21 protein-coding genes are annotated in these 16,717 nt (G+C 57.0%); 9 read left to right on the top strand and 12 right to left on the bottom strand.

Features of this window, described 5'->3' with window-relative positions; translation table 11 throughout:
- Positions 1-11: 11 nt before the first annotated feature.
- The 12 genes from CG716_RS05405 to CG716_RS05345 all read right to left on the bottom strand — a co-directional run bounded on the left by CG716_RS05405 (position 12) and on the right by CG716_RS05345 (position 10,218).
- Positions 12-356, bottom strand: a complete 345-nt coding sequence (locus tag CG716_RS05405; RefSeq protein WP_094477177.1) for a hypothetical protein — start codon at positions 354-356, stop codon at positions 12-14.
- Positions 357-555: 199 nt separating this feature from the next.
- The gene (locus tag CG716_RS05400) at positions 556-837 is read right to left on the bottom strand and encodes a hypothetical protein (RefSeq protein ID WP_094477175.1); all 282 of its coding nucleotides are present in this window, start codon (positions 835-837) and stop codon (positions 556-558) included.
- Between the two features lie 94 nt (positions 838-931).
- Complete coding sequence (locus CG716_RS05395) at positions 932-1,828, bottom strand: Ig-like domain-containing protein (protein WP_094477173.1); 897 nt, start codon at positions 1,826-1,828, stop codon at positions 932-934.
- Positions 1,829-1,855: 27 nt separating this feature from the next.
- Complete coding sequence (locus CG716_RS05390; protein WP_094477171.1) at positions 1,856-2,359, bottom strand: phage tail termination protein; 504 nt, start codon at positions 2,357-2,359, stop codon at positions 1,856-1,858.
- On the bottom strand, positions 2,359-2,760 hold the full coding sequence (locus tag CG716_RS05385; protein WP_207760581.1) for a hypothetical protein: 402 nt from the start codon (positions 2,758-2,760) through the stop codon (positions 2,359-2,361). The genes CG716_RS05390 and CG716_RS05385 overlap by 1 nt, the downstream gene beginning before the upstream one ends.
- 337 nt (positions 2,761-3,097) lie before the next feature.
- Positions 3,098-3,538, bottom strand: coding sequence for a hypothetical protein (locus CG716_RS05375; protein WP_207760580.1), 441 nt, complete (start codon positions 3,536-3,538; stop codon positions 3,098-3,100).
- Positions 3,539-3,588: 50 nt separating this feature from the next.
- Positions 3,589-4,749, bottom strand: a complete 1,161-nt coding sequence (locus CG716_RS05370; protein WP_094477163.1) for a P22 phage major capsid protein family protein — start codon at positions 4,747-4,749, stop codon at positions 3,589-3,591.
- A gap of 60 nt (positions 4,750-4,809) precedes the next feature.
- Positions 4,810-5,409: a capsid assembly scaffolding protein Gp46 family protein gene (locus tag CG716_RS05365; RefSeq protein WP_094477161.1), complete on the bottom strand. Its 600-nt coding sequence runs from the start codon at positions 5,407-5,409 to the stop codon at positions 4,810-4,812.
- Between the two features lie 51 nt (positions 5,410-5,460).
- Positions 5,461-6,525, bottom strand: a complete 1,065-nt coding sequence (locus CG716_RS05360) for a VG15 protein (protein WP_094477159.1) — start codon at positions 6,523-6,525, stop codon at positions 5,461-5,463.
- Between the two features lie 16 nt (positions 6,526-6,541).
- The gene (locus CG716_RS05355) at positions 6,542-8,185 is read right to left on the bottom strand and encodes a phage portal protein (protein ID WP_094477157.1); all 1,644 of its coding nucleotides are present in this window, start codon (positions 8,183-8,185) and stop codon (positions 6,542-6,544) included.
- On the bottom strand, positions 8,186-9,745 hold the full coding sequence (locus CG716_RS05350) for a terminase large subunit domain-containing protein (RefSeq protein ID WP_094477155.1): 1,560 nt from the start codon (positions 9,743-9,745) through the stop codon (positions 8,186-8,188).
- Positions 9,746-9,897: 152 nt separating this feature from the next.
- The gene (locus CG716_RS05345; RefSeq protein ID WP_234817718.1) at positions 9,898-10,218 is read right to left on the bottom strand and encodes a hypothetical protein; all 321 of its coding nucleotides are present in this window, start codon (positions 10,216-10,218) and stop codon (positions 9,898-9,900) included.
- Positions 10,219-11,314: 1,096 nt separating this feature from the next.
- Here CG716_RS05345 and CG716_RS05340 point away from each other — a divergent pair.
- From CG716_RS05340 to CG716_RS05290, 9 genes are all read left to right on the top strand, one after another.
- Entirely contained in the window at positions 11,315-11,602 is a 288-nt protein-coding gene (locus tag CG716_RS05340; RefSeq protein WP_094477151.1) for a hypothetical protein, read from the top strand.
- Between the two features lie 166 nt (positions 11,603-11,768).
- Positions 11,769-12,041, top strand: coding sequence for a hypothetical protein (locus tag CG716_RS05335; protein ID WP_094477149.1), 273 nt, complete (start codon positions 11,769-11,771; stop codon positions 12,039-12,041).
- A 169-nt stretch (positions 12,042-12,210) separates the two neighbouring features.
- The gene (locus tag CG716_RS05330; RefSeq protein WP_094477147.1) at positions 12,211-12,396 is read left to right on the top strand and encodes a hypothetical protein; all 186 of its coding nucleotides are present in this window, start codon (positions 12,211-12,213) and stop codon (positions 12,394-12,396) included.
- A 423-nt stretch (positions 12,397-12,819) separates the two neighbouring features.
- Entirely contained in the window at positions 12,820-14,037 is a 1,218-nt protein-coding gene (locus CG716_RS05320; RefSeq protein WP_094477143.1) for an AAA family ATPase, read from the top strand.
- Positions 14,038-14,157: 120 nt separating this feature from the next.
- Positions 14,158-14,997 carry a DUF7192 family protein gene (locus tag CG716_RS05315; RefSeq protein ID WP_094477141.1) on the top strand — a complete coding sequence of 280 codons (840 nt, stop codon included), beginning with the start codon at positions 14,158-14,160 and terminating at the stop codon, positions 14,995-14,997.
- 844 nt (positions 14,998-15,841) lie between these two features.
- Positions 15,842-16,021 carry a hypothetical protein gene (locus tag CG716_RS05305; RefSeq protein WP_094477139.1) on the top strand — a complete coding sequence of 60 codons (180 nt, stop codon included), beginning with the start codon at positions 15,842-15,844 and terminating at the stop codon, positions 16,019-16,021.
- Positions 16,021-16,287: a hypothetical protein gene (locus tag CG716_RS05300; protein WP_094477379.1), complete on the top strand. Its 267-nt coding sequence runs from the start codon at positions 16,021-16,023 to the stop codon at positions 16,285-16,287. Before CG716_RS05305 ends, CG716_RS05300 begins: the two co-directional genes overlap by 1 nt.
- Positions 16,288-16,295: 8 nt before the next feature.
- Positions 16,296-16,490, top strand: coding sequence for a hypothetical protein (locus tag CG716_RS05295; RefSeq protein ID WP_094477137.1), 195 nt, complete (start codon positions 16,296-16,298; stop codon positions 16,488-16,490).
- The gene (locus CG716_RS05290; protein ID WP_094477135.1) at positions 16,480-16,713 is read left to right on the top strand and encodes a hypothetical protein; all 234 of its coding nucleotides are present in this window, start codon (positions 16,480-16,482) and stop codon (positions 16,711-16,713) included. Before CG716_RS05295 ends, CG716_RS05290 begins: the two co-directional genes overlap by 11 nt.
- Positions 16,714-16,717: the final 4 nt, after the last annotated feature.

Below are 16,717 nucleotides of genomic sequence, written 5' to 3'. Positions count from 1 at the left end.
TTAAATTGTTATTAAGTTATGTAGTTCCACTTAGCCGCCTCACGCCCACGCGCCATAGCAGCCTCGATACCCGAACTCGACTTACGTTCCTTACGCTTCTTTCGTTCAACCTCAGCAGGGATTACCGGCCTCGGATAAGGCTTGAAATGATCCGGATCACGGATACGACCAGCCTGCACCTGATCCGCGACATGAAACATCGCGTCAATTTCCTTAGTCCACTGCCACAGACCGGGCTTTTTGGGCTTCCAGTCTTCGTCAGAGGCGTCCGCCTGAGAGTTGATAACGTCAGGGTCGCTAAGGAACAGGGCTTGCACATAGGAACCACGCCACTCCAAAAGCGCCTCATAGAACATGAGAAACTGATCCCAGCTTCGCCGGGAGGAATAGCGTGAAGTCAACCGATCCCCGTGCCGCTCCCGACACTGCCCGCAGCGACACGGAGCGGCAAAGAAATCCCACGCATTAACACCTAGAATCTGCTGAAAATCCCAGTTGATCGCTTTCCAATACCGCTCAACAACATGAGCGACGTAAGCGATCTGATCTAAGCGTTTACTTCCGAAAAAAGTGCTCGTTATACTTTTCCATGAACGCGTTCCACACCTGGATGGGCTGCGGATCAAACAAATCCATAGCACGGTCGAACTGATCACCAAAGATGATCCGCTGAGCATCTTCCTCAGTCGTGGCCTTCATAAGCTCATTAGCCTGCTTCTTAGTCGGGTTACTCACAACCAAGCCAGGCGCAACCTCAAGAGGCTCCGGAACGCGAACCGAATCAAGCAGTTCCTTAAACAGCGAGCCAACCATCTCATTAATGTCAGAATCAGACATAAAAAATAATCCCCTTATAAACTAGTTTTGAACACAAAAGGGAGAGGGAGGCAGCCAAACGACTACCTCCCTCATTCCCCCCAAACAAAACGACTTAGGTAACCGTGATGGTCGCCGTAGCCGTCAACGCGCCCTTGGTTGCGGTGATCGTCGTGGTGCCCGAAGCAACACCCGTCACCAAACCACTGGCCGAAACCGTGGCCTTCGTAGGAGCGCTCGACGTGAACTTGACATCCGGCGTGTAGTTAATGCCGTTGTCGCCCTCCACAAGCAGCTGAACCGTGTGCGAAGCACCCGTAGCCGCCGTCACCGAGCCCGTGCCCGGCGTGATCGTCAGAGCCGTAAGAGCCCGACCAAAACCAGCCAGCGCCACAATGTCGCGCCAACCCGGACCAGCGAACCCCTGAGCCACCGAATAACCCAACGTGTCATCCTTGAAAGCCTTCAAAGTCGGCTTGTAGGTCAGAACGTTGTCGTCGTTAAACGTCTGGTTGTCCAGCTTGTCCAGCTTCACCTTCGGCATCAGCCAGTAAAGCCAAACCTCACGGTCGTTGCGGTCATCCAGACCAACCAAAATCGCCCGGTAGTAAATGTTCTTAGGCACCTTGGGCGACTCAAGAACAATGCCACCGAACGCCGAAGGCTCGACATGCGAGAAATCCGCCGTATGAATCAGCTCCAGCACATTGCGCTGATTCTGGAACATGGCGAAATCGAACGTCGTCGTCTTCTTATTGATAATCGTGCGGATGGGCTCAGGCTCACCGTAAGCGTCGATATCCTTAGAATCGAACTCATTACCGAGCGTCAAACCCGCCTGCTTCTCGAAATGACCAACCGACTTATACCCATCAGGAATAGTCAGAGACCCATCCGTAGGCGATTCCAGCGTCAAAGCCGGAGTCGTCGCATACGGAGCCAAAAGCACGGTCAGGTTTAGGGGCGCTAGAGCAAGGTCGGCCTGCGCATCCTTAATCGTGTAAAAATCCATATTAAGTTGTCCTTATTTAGTTGTGGGTTAAGAACCGCGCAGCCGTTGCCAAAGCTCATAGAGCTTTTGCTTGTAATTCTTCGCGGATTTCATCGACACTGAGACTTGAAAAGTGGCCGTCACAACGCGCGTGTCGATACGCTGGCCCGGTGTCAACAGTTGCGGACCGGCAACCTCATCGGCTTTATGAATGTGAGCCGTATAACCGTCCGCCATCTTGTACTTATCCCCCTGCATGGGCAGAAGCATCGAACGCACAAAATCCATTAGCCGCCACGAATCATCACGGCTCCCCGTGACCACCATGACCTGAACCTGGCACTCGTCTTTACGACCGGACCAGTCCACGCGCCCACCAGGCAGCCGGAAGAACCAAATCACCGGCTTAACTGGCAGCTTGTTATCCAACCAATCATCAGGTGCCCAGCACCCCGTCTCGCAATCAGGCAAAAGATCGCCGAACAAGTCGATTAACAAATTCTCGACGTTAACGAACGAATCCTCATACCAGTCAGGCAGCACCAAAGCCACTAGTTAACCCCCTGCGCAAAATTCATGCTCTCAACAACAGCCTTCAAGTCCTTATGCGCCGGAAAGTCCCAACCCGAAGGGGGATTGCCACCGTCGCCGTGCTCATGGAGGACGCCGTAATAGAACAAGTCGCCAGGGTTAGGGTTACGGGGACTAAACCACTTAGCCACCGCCATATCACCACCAATAGTGACCCTGCCAACCCAGCGGTCGTTTTTATGACCACCGATCTGCACATGAGAACTCGCAGACGCGGCCAGCTGGCCCGTGCGCTTAGCAACCTTCGCCCGATAGCGAAGAACAACCTCTTGCCCAAGGATTCCCATAAGCAATTCCATGTTCCTGCTAAGCAACAGCGCCGCCAGAGCCTTATTCGGCTCAGGAATGTCAATATCGGTCAACCGGTGACCGGACGCGGGCATTAGAGATTCCCCGCTTCAAGCTCAAAAACTACGTAACCGAAGTCGTAGCCATCGAGCGGAAAGTCCTGATCCCACGCGCACCGGCCAACCACATAGGTTTCCCCATTAGCCCGCTCAACACGGTCTCGATACTTGAGGTCAGCGCCCCGCCTCACGTAAAGCTGAGGCGATGCGGAACTACTTTCAGCCTTACCGCCAGCGATGGTCCCGCCGAAGCGGAGCCCACCCCAAGCGAACGCACCGTCAACAGTCCCGTGGATATCCTTGTTCGGATTCCCGTACCTATCGGTAGGTCCCCGATAAACATTCAGAGTTTCTAGCTCCACGGAACCGGGTCACCGTACCCCTCATCACCCGAGCAGAACGGGAAAATACCGTCACCCTCGCCGTAGTGGAGATAACCCACCTTCCCGGCCCAAGGCCGTCCATCCTCGCCGCGAGAAACGCTCACCGTACGCAGACCACCCGAGCGCCGAAAACGCTTGAGAATAGCCAACTCAGCCGGATAGAAGAACCCATCCGGCGGGCTTGAAAACGTGACGTTGAACGGACCCATCTGCCGCGAAATAACGCGGTCAGGGTTTTTAAGCTCCCGGCGGGACGCCTGCAACACAACAGCCCGCACATCATCCGGAACGCCCGTGGGGGCATCCGGCCATGACTGACCGGACACCACCCTTGCCCAAGAGGAAACGATGGCTAGAACAAGCTCAGCCTGCGCTAGCTCATCGCTCCCCTCGGCGAACGTCTTAGACATGAGGGTCTGAAGCTCAGTTACCGTCGCTAGACCCGCCATCAGCTAGTCCCTTAAGGAACAGTGACCGTCGTGGTGGCCGTCTTAGCCGAACCACCCTGCGGCGGAACGTAAGACGCCGTGATAACCGACGTGCCCGAAGCAACACCCGTCACCTTGCCGCCCGAGCTCACCGTGGCCTTAGCCGTGGTCGCGCTAGAGAACGTGCAACGCGCCGTAACGTCGGTGCCGTTATCGTCACGAACCTTCAACTGCTTGGTCCCCGTCGTGGTCGCAAGCGACACAGCGGCACCCTGAACAATCGAAATGCCCGTAGCGGTCAGCTGAAGCTCCACCGCGCGCACAAACGAACCGTCGACCTCAGTCACAACCTTGCGGCCCGTGAACACGTCCAACAGGGTCCGGTCGCCCAGCTGCGAGTAGTCGTAGTCAGCCAGCCAACGCAGAGCGATGCCATTAGCCGAGAACGAAGCACCAGCCTTAGCGCCCTCAGGCACAACCGGCGTACGGTAAGCCAAGATGAAAGCGGTCCGGTGCCACAGATAAGCCTTATCCGGCGCAATCGCCAAAGACTTGATCACGTTCATACCAGCCAAACGACCCACATGCGCCTCACGCAGAGCCGTATTAGCCTGATCACCGCTCCAGTCGGCATGACGGAACTGCTTATCCTTCGCCAGGGCAGCGGCAACAGCCGAACCCACAACCAGCGTCCGCGAATCGGTAGGAACAAAGTTCTCACCCATACGCTGATCAGCCGTGATAAACGCCGGAACCGTATCGCTCGGATCAATAAGAATGGTTTCCTCGTAAGGAGCACCCTCGATCAGCTCAGCGATGTAATCCTCAAGCTCATACGCAACCGCGCTGACCTGAGGCATAAGCACCTGAGACGTGTAGTCGCGGATATCCAACGTGCGCTGCTCATCCGTGAACTTCAAAGCCTGGTAAATGTGCTTATCAAGCGTCACACCGAAGCTGTGCTCGATCAGCTCGCTAGCAATAACCGTACGGTCATCGCTACGCAGATCACGCCGATGAGCCGTGGTGATAGCAGGCACGCGCACCGTAATGGTGTCGTTCTTAGAACCACCGAAGTTCGTTAGCGGGTTAGTCCACACAAGGCCGGGCAGCACGATCTCGCGCTGAAGCTGCTTGACGCCGATTTCAGCGACAAGTTCCGGCTTAACGAAAATGTGTCCAGGAGTAGCCAAGACAATCTCCTCTATTTAGTTATTTGGAAAATGGAATATGGTTAGAAATGCGGGGCGGGATTAACCCACGCCACCGCCACGCGGGAGGTCTTTCAGAATGTCGTCGGCGCTAACTTCTAGCCCCTGATCCGACTCATCACCCGGCGCGGTAAAGGTCATACGAGCCTTAGGAGCCTGCGAAGGGGGCTTCTTATTGCCCTTATCCTCAGGATCGTCCTTCGTTTCGCCCTTAGGTAGACCCTCCAAAAGGTCCTCAATGTCGGCGCGAATATCTTCCTCGGTATCGCCCTGAACACGCTTAACCAGCTTCTTAGGCAGGCCCAGCTCATCAGCAATATCGCGGACCGTCTCATTGCGCTCAGCCTTAGACAGCTTCTCCGTTAGCGAAGCCAAATCGCGCTCAGCCTTTTCGGCGCGACGAGTCAGCTTCTCGATATCAGAACCCTTTTCAGCCTCAAGCTTTTCGAACTGCTCAGCCTTAGCCTTGAAGTCCTCAAATCCCTCGTACTTCTTACGCTCACGCGCAACACGACGAGCTACGGCCTTATCAAAATCATCTTGAGAGGTAATAGCTTTGAAAGTGTTCTCCGGAGTGTTATCCGCCGGATCGCCACCCTCGTTAGTAACGTCGTCGTCAGGGTTGTTATCTAGTTCAGACATTGATTAATCCTTTAAAAGCCAGTCAATAAAAACGCGTGACTGTCCCGCGTCCTAAGCTGAAGCGCTTAGTTTTCTAATCGAGTCGTCAAGGAACTTGACGTTTGGCGAATCCGCCTTAAACCCGCGAGCCAACAAAAGTTCACGGTTATTTTGAACATCGGAGATAATCTGCCGACGCTCGCTCAAATCCAGCACATCTGCGCTGTAAGGTGGTGGCGGCACATAATTACGGCGGAAATTGTTCTCAGCCGAACGATATTTACCGTCCGACCCCTTCCCGCCCCTGCCGTGCTTCATCCACTGGTCACGGAAATACTTGGCGCGATCATCTAAAGAATCACTCTTGCTAAATACCGGACGCATCGTGCATTGACAATGGTCATGCACCTTCGCCGGGCCATCGCCTATGAAAGCGCGCCGCGTGCCCTTGTCTTTATTGCTAGTCCACTTAACCTCTCGAATCATCGAGTTAGAACGGTCAAAGCTGGACTCAGAGAAATACACCGCACCTTGTGACGCCAAAATGGCGCAGAAATAGCACGGATTACCGTCAGTCTTACGGGCATACCCGATAGGCTTGCCCCGAGAAAGCCGCTTAGGGGCTTCCCTCCGCACAAGCTCTAAGACCTGAGTGCGACCGCCGTCAGTCGCCTTAGTAGCCCCCACACCATCAGAGGCTTTCTTACCGGCTTCCATCGCGTCCTGTTCAGGCACAGCGCGCGCAATCTGGCGCTTAACCTCAACCGGTCCGCGAACCCGCATCGCAGTTTGGATTTCCTGCACGGGAAACTTCGTCTCCACCCTCGCGGGTGGCGTAGCATCCGGCTCCACCGACAACAAAGCCTGTTGCACGTACTCATACGCTCGCTCGGCTGACTCATTCCAGCCCTTTTCGATTTGCAGCGTGGTTGCGTGCAGCCAACTAGGTGTCGACTTGTCCAGATCGCCCAAATTAATGATCGGCCACAACAGGGCCAACCCCGAAGACACAGACGCCGCGATCCCCTCCTGCGCTTGGACATGCTGAGTCGCATACCAAGCAGCAAGAGCAGGAATCGGCGTCAGTTCGGGGAGTGCAGCGGCCTTGCGCTTCTTATCTTCCGCGTCGTCGGCCAACCCACCCCCTATTCAGTTATGCAGCCTTAGACCTCGATGACGGATCGTTACCGTTCACGCCGCCCGACTTTTTAGGCGTCCGCTTAGACGTAGAAGCCGTCTTACGGCCAGCCGCCGGAGCGGCAGGGGTGGCCTTAGCCACCGCCACCGCCTGAGACTTAGCCGCCGCCTGAGCCTTTTCCGCAGCATCCGCAGCATGAGCCGCCTGCTGGTCAATCTGCTCAGACTGAACCTCGCCCTGGGCCTCAATGATCTGCGTCTGCGTATCAACCTCAATGTCGGCGGCGAACTTGCCCCCAGGACCGTTAGGCGTCCACCACAGAAGCATCTGCGTCATCTCGTCGTCGTCGTTGTAGTGCTCGCGCATCCGCTCAACATCCGACTGCGTAATGCCCGGAATCAGACCCCACAGGAACTCTTTCGGCATACCCAGCATCGTCGCGGCCTTGCCATACGCATCCACGGCCTGAGCCAACGAACGCACCGACGTGTCCTGCCACGACACCGAAGCCGTAAAGTCACGCGCACCCTCAGAATCACCCTCAACATGCGCCGCCAACCTCAACAGTTGGTTATGCGCGGAGCCGAACGTAATCTGACGCTCGTAAAGCTTCTGAATAGTGCTCTTAGTGGCCGCTGTAAGCGCGTCTCCCGAAAGATTGGCGAGAGAACCATTAAGGACCCACACCGGCACCTGAGCGTTCGTAGCGAGGATTTCAACATCCTGCGTATGAGCCGCGATAAACCCATCAAGGCTCGTCTCCGGCAAAGTGCCAAAGCGCGCCTCATGGCTGCCATGCATCAAAATATCGTCATGCGCCAGGATCAGCTTCGCCCGCGACCGCTCATCGTCCGTCGCCTCAGCGTCAAGGTCGTCAATACCAGTAGCGGTCTTAACCTTCCAAGAGTTGTAATGCTGAGCCAACAACCGGTCATAATCAGTCTTGTCAATCTTGGACGCAACAGGAATCAGATACTCGACCTCACCCATAGTGAAGCCGTCCAAATCCATCATGTTCACGTACCGCACGAACGGGCACACACCCACACCGTGCCGAACCTTCCTAATCGTCTGCTCACGCGGGAAACTACCCGGCGACGACATCTTTAGCTCGTAATAGAACTCATCCGTATAAAGCCGCACCGACTTGCCGTTGTTAGCAAGCTCCAGCGCATACCTCGGATACTCGTCATTAACCTGGTCCTCATACAAAGCCAGCAGACGGCGCGGCGACACCCCACGAATCTCAGCCTGGTCGGCACCGTCAAGCGCCACACCCGGCAACACCCGCGCAAACGAATACCCGTAGGTAAGCGCCGCCCGGTGAATCGCAATCTGCCGAGACTGCATGTTGTTCGCGTGCCACGTCTGCCACGGCCCCGCCGAGTTGTCCTTAGCACCCTCAGCCTTATAGCCATCAACAAACAAAGCCTGCGTAAAGTGAGTGACCACCAGACCCAACCACGGAGTCTTAGCAAGCTTAAGCAAAGCCCGCTTCTCCTGGCTAGCATTCTGAATCAGGTAATCAGGCTGATCGCCCCGCACCCACCGCGCAATCTTGTCAAGCCCCTCGCGCCGCCGAATAAACTCCGGCCAAAACTCATTCTCAATGAGCTTCCGAACATCGCCATCCGCGATCTCGTCGGGAAGATCAATCATTTAAACCATCCTGTATCGCTTTTTCTTCGTCAAAGTTTCCTCAGCCGATTCCAAAGTCAAAATTCGGTTCGCGTAAGAACACGCGACAATGCCAGTGATATCGACGCTCGTACCTTTACGAAGCCAGCCCCAACCGCCATGCTCAATCTTTCCAATGGGATACTTCGTAGCCCCGGCCAAACCGCGCACCAACGTTTCATCGTCAAGATGGGTCAGCTTCTCGCTAACAACGTCGTCATAAAACTTCGCCGTAGCCGCCGCAACCTCCTGAGGCGTCAACATGTGAACCTTGTAGCCAATCTGCTCAAGCTCCGCATAAAACGCGCCAGCCTGCGCACCAGCCTGCAAAGCAACCGCCCTCGGCGGCGTAGCAGAACTAATAAGGCGCTGCATCGTCGGCACAATCCAATTCGTGCCCTTATCCGCAGCGATAACCTCAACATGCGACTTACCATCCGGACGCTTACCAGCCAAAGCAACAGAAGCCCAAGCTCGATCCGGGGCCACATCCACACAAGCGACAGTCCACAAAACCTCAACTGACGGCTGCTCGCCATCCGCCAAGTCCTCTAGCTTGCAGTCCTCCCACTTATCAAACGGAATAACCGAGTTAACTCGCGGGTCATCCCACATACCCATGTGCTCACGGGCGAACTCGACAAACGGCAAACCAACAAACTCAGACTCAAGATTCCTAAGCGTGCAGAACGGAGCACCCAAGCTCGGCTGCGCCACAGGCCACAACGTCCGGTCCGAAGGATCAGCCCCTTCCTCAAGGGACCACTCCGCGAACAACAAAGCCTCGTTAGCGTGGGCAATACCCGCATCCCGAATACCGGTCAGGATTTCCGAATCCTCCGTACCAGCAGAACTCGTAAACCAAGTCTGCGGATTCCGGTTAGCACGCTGAGTAGGACCAAGCGCCGCAATCTCAGCAGCAGACAAGGCATAAGCCTCATCGCACATCACCAGGTCGATATCACGGAAACCACGACCAGAGTTAGGAGAACGAGCGATATACCGCACATAGCCCGGCTCAGGATTGTCATCCCGCTTCCGCAGCCGGATCGAAACTTCCTCGCCGCCGTTCTTATGCGGCAGAACCAATTCCTCAAGGTCCGGATACGAATCAATCCGACTCGTTAACGCCTGCCAAGCCTGCGTATTAGTCTTAGCCTGCTGCGAAGTATGGAAAATCTTCTCATTCAGCCCGAACAGGCCGTAGAACTCCCGCGCCTCAAGCAGCTCCGTCTTGCCCTGCTGGCGAGGAATGATCAGACATACCTGACGGCACGCCCACAAATCCTCCGGAGTGCGGCCAAGAGAAGCCCTAAACAAAGCTTCCTGCCACGGCAACAGGTCATAGCCATAAGCCTCAATGAAGTCCATGCCGTCGTCTTCAAGCGACGTAAAGAACGTCGGATAATTCGACAGACGCGGCTTCTGATCGCCAACTAGACCCTTAGACCGCCATTCGGTAAGCTTGTCATCAATAGGCGTCCAAAGTTGGGACTCAGATTCGACCGGCCTTTGAGTCGGGATCGACTCGATAACCGTCATTGCCACTAAACATCACCAAAGTCCTCTCGCTCGGCCTCAGCTTCACGCTGCCAATTGCGTTTCTCATAAGCCCGGCCCTCATGGCGGTTCTGCGCCTCATGGCAGCAGCCGCACGAATACCAGCCAGCGGGCTTGAACATCATTCCGGGCAATTACGCCACCCTCGCGGCGTCGGCCTGGGCAGCAGCACGCTCCGCGCGCTTCGCCGCCAACTCATCCCAACGAGACCCGCCCTGCTTCGGCTTAGGCAACTCCCCCAGCCCCATCTTCGACAAAATGTTCGCCAAAGTCGTGTACTGCTGGCGATGCTCAGAGATAAGCGGGTTAATAACCTCATCACCCCGCGCATTAAACGAAACCAACCGGCCATCAATCTCAGAATCAAGCGCATCAAGCCGATCAGCGATGCGACAAGCATTGATCAAAAGAACCTTTGACGCGGCATCCAACTGACGCTCCGCACTAATGCTCATCCAAAGCTCCTGCCCAGCCTCCAAAAGGCCAGGTGGAAAGTCCTTTTTAGGTACAGCCCGCTTACGTGGCGGCATTATTTAGCTCCTATCAACATCGCATTGACCTTGGACCGCTTATTTCCAAACTTCGGGAGCACCCGCGCAGTCTCAAAGCCACCCTTAGTCAGAGTCGCCGAACCTAAACGCCCAGTTGGCGTGAAATGAATACCAACCTTGAGGTCACCCTTGACATAGGAGACATATTCAGACCGGCCATGCCGTTCAAAAGCGCTCCGAGTCCACCCGTGATACTCCGCAAGCTCCCGAAAATGAGCGGAATCCCTGTTGGACCTCGGCGCAGTCGTCAATTTGGCCGCATAAGCTTCCCGAGTCGCTTTCCGCGAACTCCGGTCACGCGAACCGGCCCCCGCAGAGCCCGAACTACCCCGACCACCCATGAAAACCTCCAAAATTGGGTGCGACCAGCAGTTTTAGAGCACCTAAGGTCGCTTAGTTATGGCCTGAAATCCCAGAGAGAGAGGGATCGCTGGCCGTACGAGGAGAGCTGGCGGCTAACGCGCTGGACACCCCCCAGGGGGGTCGCTTAGGTCACCTTAGGCCGCGGAAACATGCCCTGAGCTGCACTGTTAGCACTGCGGCCCGGTTACACATAGCTGGCTCAGCAAACATTGTGGTGTGTGTCTTAGTCACACGTTTTGCTTAGCTTTGCGCTGGTCAGGCTGTGTGTGTGCGAAACAACGCATGGCCTGGTGTCTCGCCCTGTTCATTGGGTTAGCCGGTCTGCTAGCACTAGGGCATTAGGGGCTCGTAGGGGGTGTTAGGGGATCGGGTACTAGGGGCGTACCTAGGGCGTGGTTGCGGTGCGCTTGTGTGTGCGTTGCTGGCGCGTGCGTGCTTAGCGCCCCTGTGAGCGCCTGTAAGGGCGTGCGCTAGTGCTGGCAAGGGTGTGTGCGTGTTGACGTGCCTACGTGGCACTGAGGTGGCGTTGCGTACGTGTGCTGTACCTAGTGCGTGTCGCTTGTTGCATGTATGCGTACGCGTGGCGTACGGTGAGGGCTCACCACAACCACTCACCACCACATAGGAGGCGCGACACATGAGCGCATATGAGGACTTCGCACTAGTAGGCGCAGGGCAAGGGCGCTGGGACAGTGAGCCCGTCAACTACGGGCCACGCACGTACTACGGGACACTGAGCCCGCTTGAGTCCGCCATCACTAACAAGCCGCGCCTGATGTTCACGGATAGCGCCGAGCAGATCGCCCAGGACATTGCCGACGTGCATAGCGCCTACATGGACGACTACGCGGACCACAGCGACCCGGACGCCATGCCTACCGCTGATGACATTGAGGAAATGCTGTCTTGGGCCGGTGCCCTGTGAACGAACACTTGCAAGCGCTACTGGACACCCTTAACGCTATGGCGGACGGGCAAGGCACAGCGGCGCTTTACAACAGGCAGCCGTACGTGACGATTCGCCTTAAGGATGGGCGTAGCGCTGACGTTTGGTATTCCCTGAATGATGGCGAATGGAAGGGCGGGATTCTGTGATTATCCGCAAGCGCACCGTAACCAGCCCTGAGGGCATCACTACCGTGACCGAGACGCATTGGCACATGTCCGCAACGTGGCGCGCCTACTGGCGCTTTTTCTTCGGGTTCGTCGTGCCTGTGACCGTGCTAGCGCTACTGGCAGTGGCGCTACTGACCCCTAAGGCGCACGCTGACCCGGTATTGCGTTGCACCGTGACCCAGGACCCCAGCGGGAATGTCTATCTCAACGATTGCGACACCTACACAGATTCGGAGATTGACCAGTGAGCAAGGTCGACAACGTGACGCATGGCGCGGCCTTAGCGATCGGTTGGGCTATTCGGGATCTAGAGAAGGGCGAAGTGACCGAAAAGGCGCTTACGCGGCTTCGGCAGGCCAGAACGTCGCTCCGGTCGCTGTGCGCAGAGTGCCTAGCTGAGGACACGGAGGCCAGCCAGTGAACGCCAATATCAAGAAAGCGGCGGCGGCAATCTGCCTATCCGTGTTCGGCGCAGCGTTCCTGATTGTCGCTGGCCTGTGGCCCGAGACGACTACCGCTGTGAAGTGGTGCGCCGGTATCGGTTGGGCGTGCGCGCTAAACGCAATCCTCACCGTGGCGAGCATGAGCAGCACCGACGAATGAGCATCCGCACAGAAGTGGCACGCGTTGCGCGCGCTCACGGCTGGACAGTCACAGCACCTAAGCCTGACCCAATCGACGCCAAGCGCGGCGCAAGCGTCGTGATCTACAACCGGCACCTCGGTCAACGCATTCTGATCGGCTGGCACGGGTCAAAGGTTCACCTAGCGGTACGGGATCACTGTCTGCCTACCGAGCAATGGGCGCGTGGTGATACGCGTCTGATCACAGTGTTTGAATGGCTGGAGTCCAACGCCTAGCAGCACCTAAGCACCCTTAGCCCCCCGTTAGCCCAGCTAGCGGGGGGTTTTGGCGTCCGCAACACGCCCTAAGTACGACTTAAGTACCCTAACGTTTGTCCAATCGGGTACGCGTGGTGTACGGTAAAGACTCACCACAACCACCAACCACCGAGAGGTCAACACCATGTCTGTCACCACACTTACCAAGCAATCCATCCGCACCCTTCGCACGCCGTGCGCCAAGTGCGGTAATGAGGGACCGTTCTACCTGGCAACGGACCAGGACGGCGCTGAGCACCTGATCGTTAAGAACATGGTCACTAAGGCAGCTGATCAGGGTCAGGTGATCGGCACTCAATACCTGCATACCTGCATTGAGACGTTTGGCGGCACTGAGAACACCACCGAGACGGGCGGCACTGAGACGGTTACCGAGACCGCTACCGAGAATGTCGACACGCGGGCCGCTACCGAAACCGTTGCGACCGGCGGCACCGAGACGGGCGGTAGTAAAGATGCCCGCGACGCACTGTGGGACATTCTGGGCCGCCCGCAGATTGACCGCGCCGAGGTCGAACGCATTGCGCGTGAGGTCGTAGAGGGCGTGGTTATGCCTGAGCGGACCATCGTCCTTACCGACACTGAGCGTCGGGAAGTGGACGGGGTTACCCATGCTCAGTTTGGCGACGTGCTGACCGCCATCGCGGCTGGTTGCAATGTGCAGCTGGTCGGCGCTCCGGGCGTGGGTAAGACTCACATGTGCGAGCAGGTTGCCCAGGCTACTGGCCGCGAGTTCTACGTGATCGGCTTTCACTTGCAAAGCACCGCTAGCGAGCTGCGCGGCTACATGTCCGCCACGGGCGAGTTCATCCCTACCGCTGTTTACGATTGGGCCGTTAACCCTGAGGGCGGCATTCTGTTGACTGACGAGCTGGACCGCTCGCATCCCGGCATTCAGGCCGCGCTCAACTCGCTGTTGTCCAACCGCTTTATCAGCTTGCCCAATCGTGAGATTGTCCGCTTGACCGATAAGCATGTCATCATTGCCGCTACCAACACTTACGGTGACGGCCCGACCTGGGAGTTCCCGGCGGCTCAGAAATTCAGCGCCGAATTTAAGGATCGGTTCATCGCGCTGACCATCGAGATTGACGAAAACATCGAAATGATGGCGGCACTTGCTAAGGGTGCGCCGCGTGACGTGACACAGCGGGCCGTGGCCTACGTGCAAAAGGTTCGTAAGAACGTCAAGCGTGAGGCAATCACGGGCGTGACTATCACCCCGCGTGCATCTCAGAACATGTCCGCCCTGCTCGCGCAAGGCTTGGATTGGGATAAGGCAGTGGCTTGGACCCTTCAAAAGGGCATGGATGATGCCACCTGGTCTAAGGTGTCCGCCTAAGCCACGCTTAGCGCACAGCGGCCCGGTAAGACACCTAGTCTTGCCGGGTCGCTTGCGTTTGAGTACGGGTACTGTACTCTGACACTCACACCACAACCACGCGCTCAGAAAGGGCACACCATGCAGATCATTGAGAACCGAAACTTGCTGGTTCATCAGTACCCGAGCCTTGCTGAGTTCGCCGATTACCAGGCCGCTAACGTTGGCTACCAGCGATGCCGCCGGTCTTTCTCTAATTGCGCCAGTGTGGGCGAGGCTGCGGCCCGCGCTAAGGCAGGATTGCCCGAGTTTGGTGTCCGCGTGCTGGACACGTCTAAGGCAATGGTGGATAGCGCCATGCGCCAGGTCACCGAGATCGACATGTTCAGCACTTACGACGTGACCGGCTCATATGTGGACATGGGCCGTTTTCTCGACGGCACGCCCGAATGCATGGTCGACAGTGTGTTTGAGGACAAGCCCAAGACCACGCCCGTTGTGACCATAGTTAGCAACGTGAATGCATCCGGCGGCATCGACAAGGAGGAACTTGAGACGCGCGGGCGTTTGGTTGTGGCGCTGATCAAAGCGATTGAAACGTCCGGGCGTGCTACTGAGTTGTGGGTTGACTCCACCAACATTGGCCGCAGTAATGGCCGCGAGATTGCCCACCATTTCCGTATCGCTGTGCGTATCCGTGCCGCTGGTCAACCGCTGGACATGGGGTCCGTGATGTACGCGTTCACCGATCCAAGCATGTTGCGCGCGCTGTGCTTTAACGCTATGCACCGGCTTACTCCCGACATGCAACGTCGTTACGGTGTCGGCGCGGGCTACGGTTGCGTTGAGACTGGCGCGGTACACGTAGAGGAAAGCTACGGGGAGAACGCTGTGTATCTGCCCGCTGTGCGCCTGGGCGAGCGCCAGGACAGCGCCGAGCGCACGGTTACCCGCGTGCTAGAGCGGTTGGGTATCGCCTAGCGCCAAACCGCAGTACGGAACGCCCCGCCTGATTACCAGGCGGGGCGTTTCTGCATTGGCGTCTCAGTGCGTTTCTAAGCGTTTCCGGCATCCATTCCCACTAGGGCACGCCCGTTAGTCGCTTAGCGTTGACTACAGCCACCCTTACGGATAGCGCTGACGGTTTAGCGTGCCGCCCTTTTGAACTTATCGGTCCAGTAGGCCGCGAGTAGCGCCGAGTTGACCGCCGCGTGCGTTGGTGCGCTCGCAACCTGACCACCCGTGGACGCAACCGCGAGCGTTGTCTTGATTGCGCGTACCAGTGACCAGTAAGCGCCGCGTGAGTATGCCCGTGCCGCTTTACGCCCGTGCTTGCGTGCGTATGCCGCAACGGCCCGCTTGTGAGCGTCGGCCAGTTCGCCAGCGTCGACGGACCTGCTCGGTTTCTTACCCGCCCCCGGCTTAGCGGGCTTAGGCATCCGCCGGTCATTAGCGTCCGCCCCGTTCTCAAAGTGTTCTTTCTCGTCAGGTGTTAGCCCTAGCGCGTCCGCAGCTTCGCTAGCGGTCCCCTTATCGCTTAGGTCGCTTAGCTTGCCCTGGTCGTTTAGTGGCAAGTCCGCGTTACTGTTACCGCCCGATCCTGAGCCGCCGCCCGATCCGCCGCCGCCACGTCCGCCCATCATCGCCCCCGTTCGGTGAGTGCTGCTCGGTTCCGCACCGGCCCCGGCACGCCCCCAAGAAATTGGAAAAATTGGAAATTGAAAAATTGGCGCACCTAACGCGCGCTAAGGAAATTGCGAATCCAAAAAATTGGCAATCCCGAAAAACTTGACACCCCGAGTACGGCAGCCGTACCGTGGCAACCATGACAAACACCGTGAAGTGGGTCAGCCCGACAGGTTTCACCGTCATGCACCAGGCCGAAGACGGCACCGTGAGCTACACGTTCCCCAGTGAGCCACACCCCCAGCTGGAGGCACCCGTGACCAGCAAGGGCACCTTGGGCCTCAAGCCTATGACCGACGCCGCGATGGCGGTTGCGTGATGACCGCGTTCGGCAAGTGGATCGACACCTTCCTAGACGAGAAAGGCGTAGACCTACACCATACGTTCCACATCGACACACCGGACGGTGGCCCGTGGAAGTGGCACAGCATCCCCCTGGAAGTCGTAGTAGAAGTAGCCAAAGGCGTGTCCGCATCCGAGCAGATGGTCATCAAGAACACGCTGGTCAGACTGGATTTATGCAACCAGCCGGTACTGCCCTACTTTGAGCATCTAGCTAAGGCGCTGGCTGAGGCTGTGAAATAGTTGTACGCATGTCTAACGTCCTCCCTGACATCCCCAACAGCGCCGCCGCGCTCATGCTCCAGCAGGAACGCCTGCGACTCACACAAGAGCGCATCGAACTAGTGCAAGAGATCACACAGCGCCAGGAACGAATCGACAAAATCGACCAACGCTTAAGAGAGGTAAACGATGGTGAGCGTGTACTCTCCGAGCATGGCTACTGACGCCACCTTAGACACCATAGGTGCCCAAACCTTCGAGATAGCCGCCGCCATCATCGCCCTCTATGATCTGATACGCGAAGCTAAAGCCACCGGCTACTCATACAACGAACTTGAGTTCGTTACTAAGTTTCCGCGTGGCAACTTGCAGGTTATCGCAGCTGGAGGCAACCCCCGGTTTAACCCGGAACCGCCTCCCCCGAAACCCCCAAAATCAAAGGCTTGACATC

Origin of the sequence: Mycolicibacterium sphagni (genome assembly GCF_002250655.1) — a bacterium.
GTDB lineage: Bacteria > Actinomycetota > Actinomycetes > Mycobacteriales > Mycobacteriaceae > Mycobacterium > Mycobacterium sphagni.
This window is presented reverse-complemented; position numbering and strand designations above follow the sequence as displayed.

Excerpts from the sequence above, each read along its gene's own strand:
- CG716_RS05405 (WP_094477177.1), bottom strand. The coding sequence starts at position 356 with ATGTTCTATGAGGCGCTTTTGGAGTGGCGTGGTTCCTATGTGCAAGCC.
- CG716_RS05400 (WP_094477175.1), bottom strand. The coding sequence starts at position 837 with ATGTCTGATTCTGACATTAATGAGATGGTTGGCTCGCTGTTTAAGGAA.
- CG716_RS05395 (WP_094477173.1), bottom strand. The coding sequence starts at position 1,828 with ATGGATTTTTACACGATTAAGGATGCGCAGGCCGACCTTGCTCTAGCG.
- CG716_RS05375 (WP_207760580.1), bottom strand. The coding sequence starts at position 3,538 with ATGTCTAAGACGTTCGCCGAGGGGAGCGATGAGCTAGCGCAGGCTGAG.
- CG716_RS05365 (WP_094477161.1), bottom strand. The coding sequence starts at position 5,409 with ATGTCTGAACTAGATAACAACCCTGACGACGACGTTACTAACGAGGGT.
- CG716_RS05355 (WP_094477157.1), bottom strand. The coding sequence starts at position 8,185 with ATGATTGATCTTCCCGACGAGATCGCGGATGGCGATGTTCGGAAGCTC.
- CG716_RS05350 (WP_094477155.1), bottom strand. The coding sequence starts at position 9,745 with ATGACGGTTATCGAGTCGATCCCGACTCAAAGGCCGGTCGAATCTGAG.
- CG716_RS05345 (WP_234817718.1), bottom strand. The coding sequence starts at position 10,218 with ATGAGCATTAGTGCGGAGCGTCAGTTGGATGCCGCGTCAAAGGTTCTT.
- CG716_RS05340 (WP_094477151.1), top strand. The coding sequence starts at position 11,315 with ATGAGCGCATATGAGGACTTCGCACTAGTAGGCGCAGGGCAAGGGCGC.
- CG716_RS05320 (WP_094477143.1), top strand. The coding sequence starts at position 12,820 with ATGTCTGTCACCACACTTACCAAGCAATCCATCCGCACCCTTCGCACG.
- CG716_RS05315 (WP_094477141.1), top strand. The coding sequence starts at position 14,158 with ATGCAGATCATTGAGAACCGAAACTTGCTGGTTCATCAGTACCCGAGC.
- CG716_RS05305 (WP_094477139.1), top strand. The coding sequence starts at position 15,842 with ATGACAAACACCGTGAAGTGGGTCAGCCCGACAGGTTTCACCGTCATG.
- CG716_RS05300 (WP_094477379.1), top strand. The coding sequence starts at position 16,021 with ATGACCGCGTTCGGCAAGTGGATCGACACCTTCCTAGACGAGAAAGGC.
- CG716_RS05295 (WP_094477137.1), top strand. The coding sequence starts at position 16,296 with ATGTCTAACGTCCTCCCTGACATCCCCAACAGCGCCGCCGCGCTCATG.
- CG716_RS05290 (WP_094477135.1), top strand. The coding sequence starts at position 16,480 with ATGGCTACTGACGCCACCTTAGACACCATAGGTGCCCAAACCTTCGAG.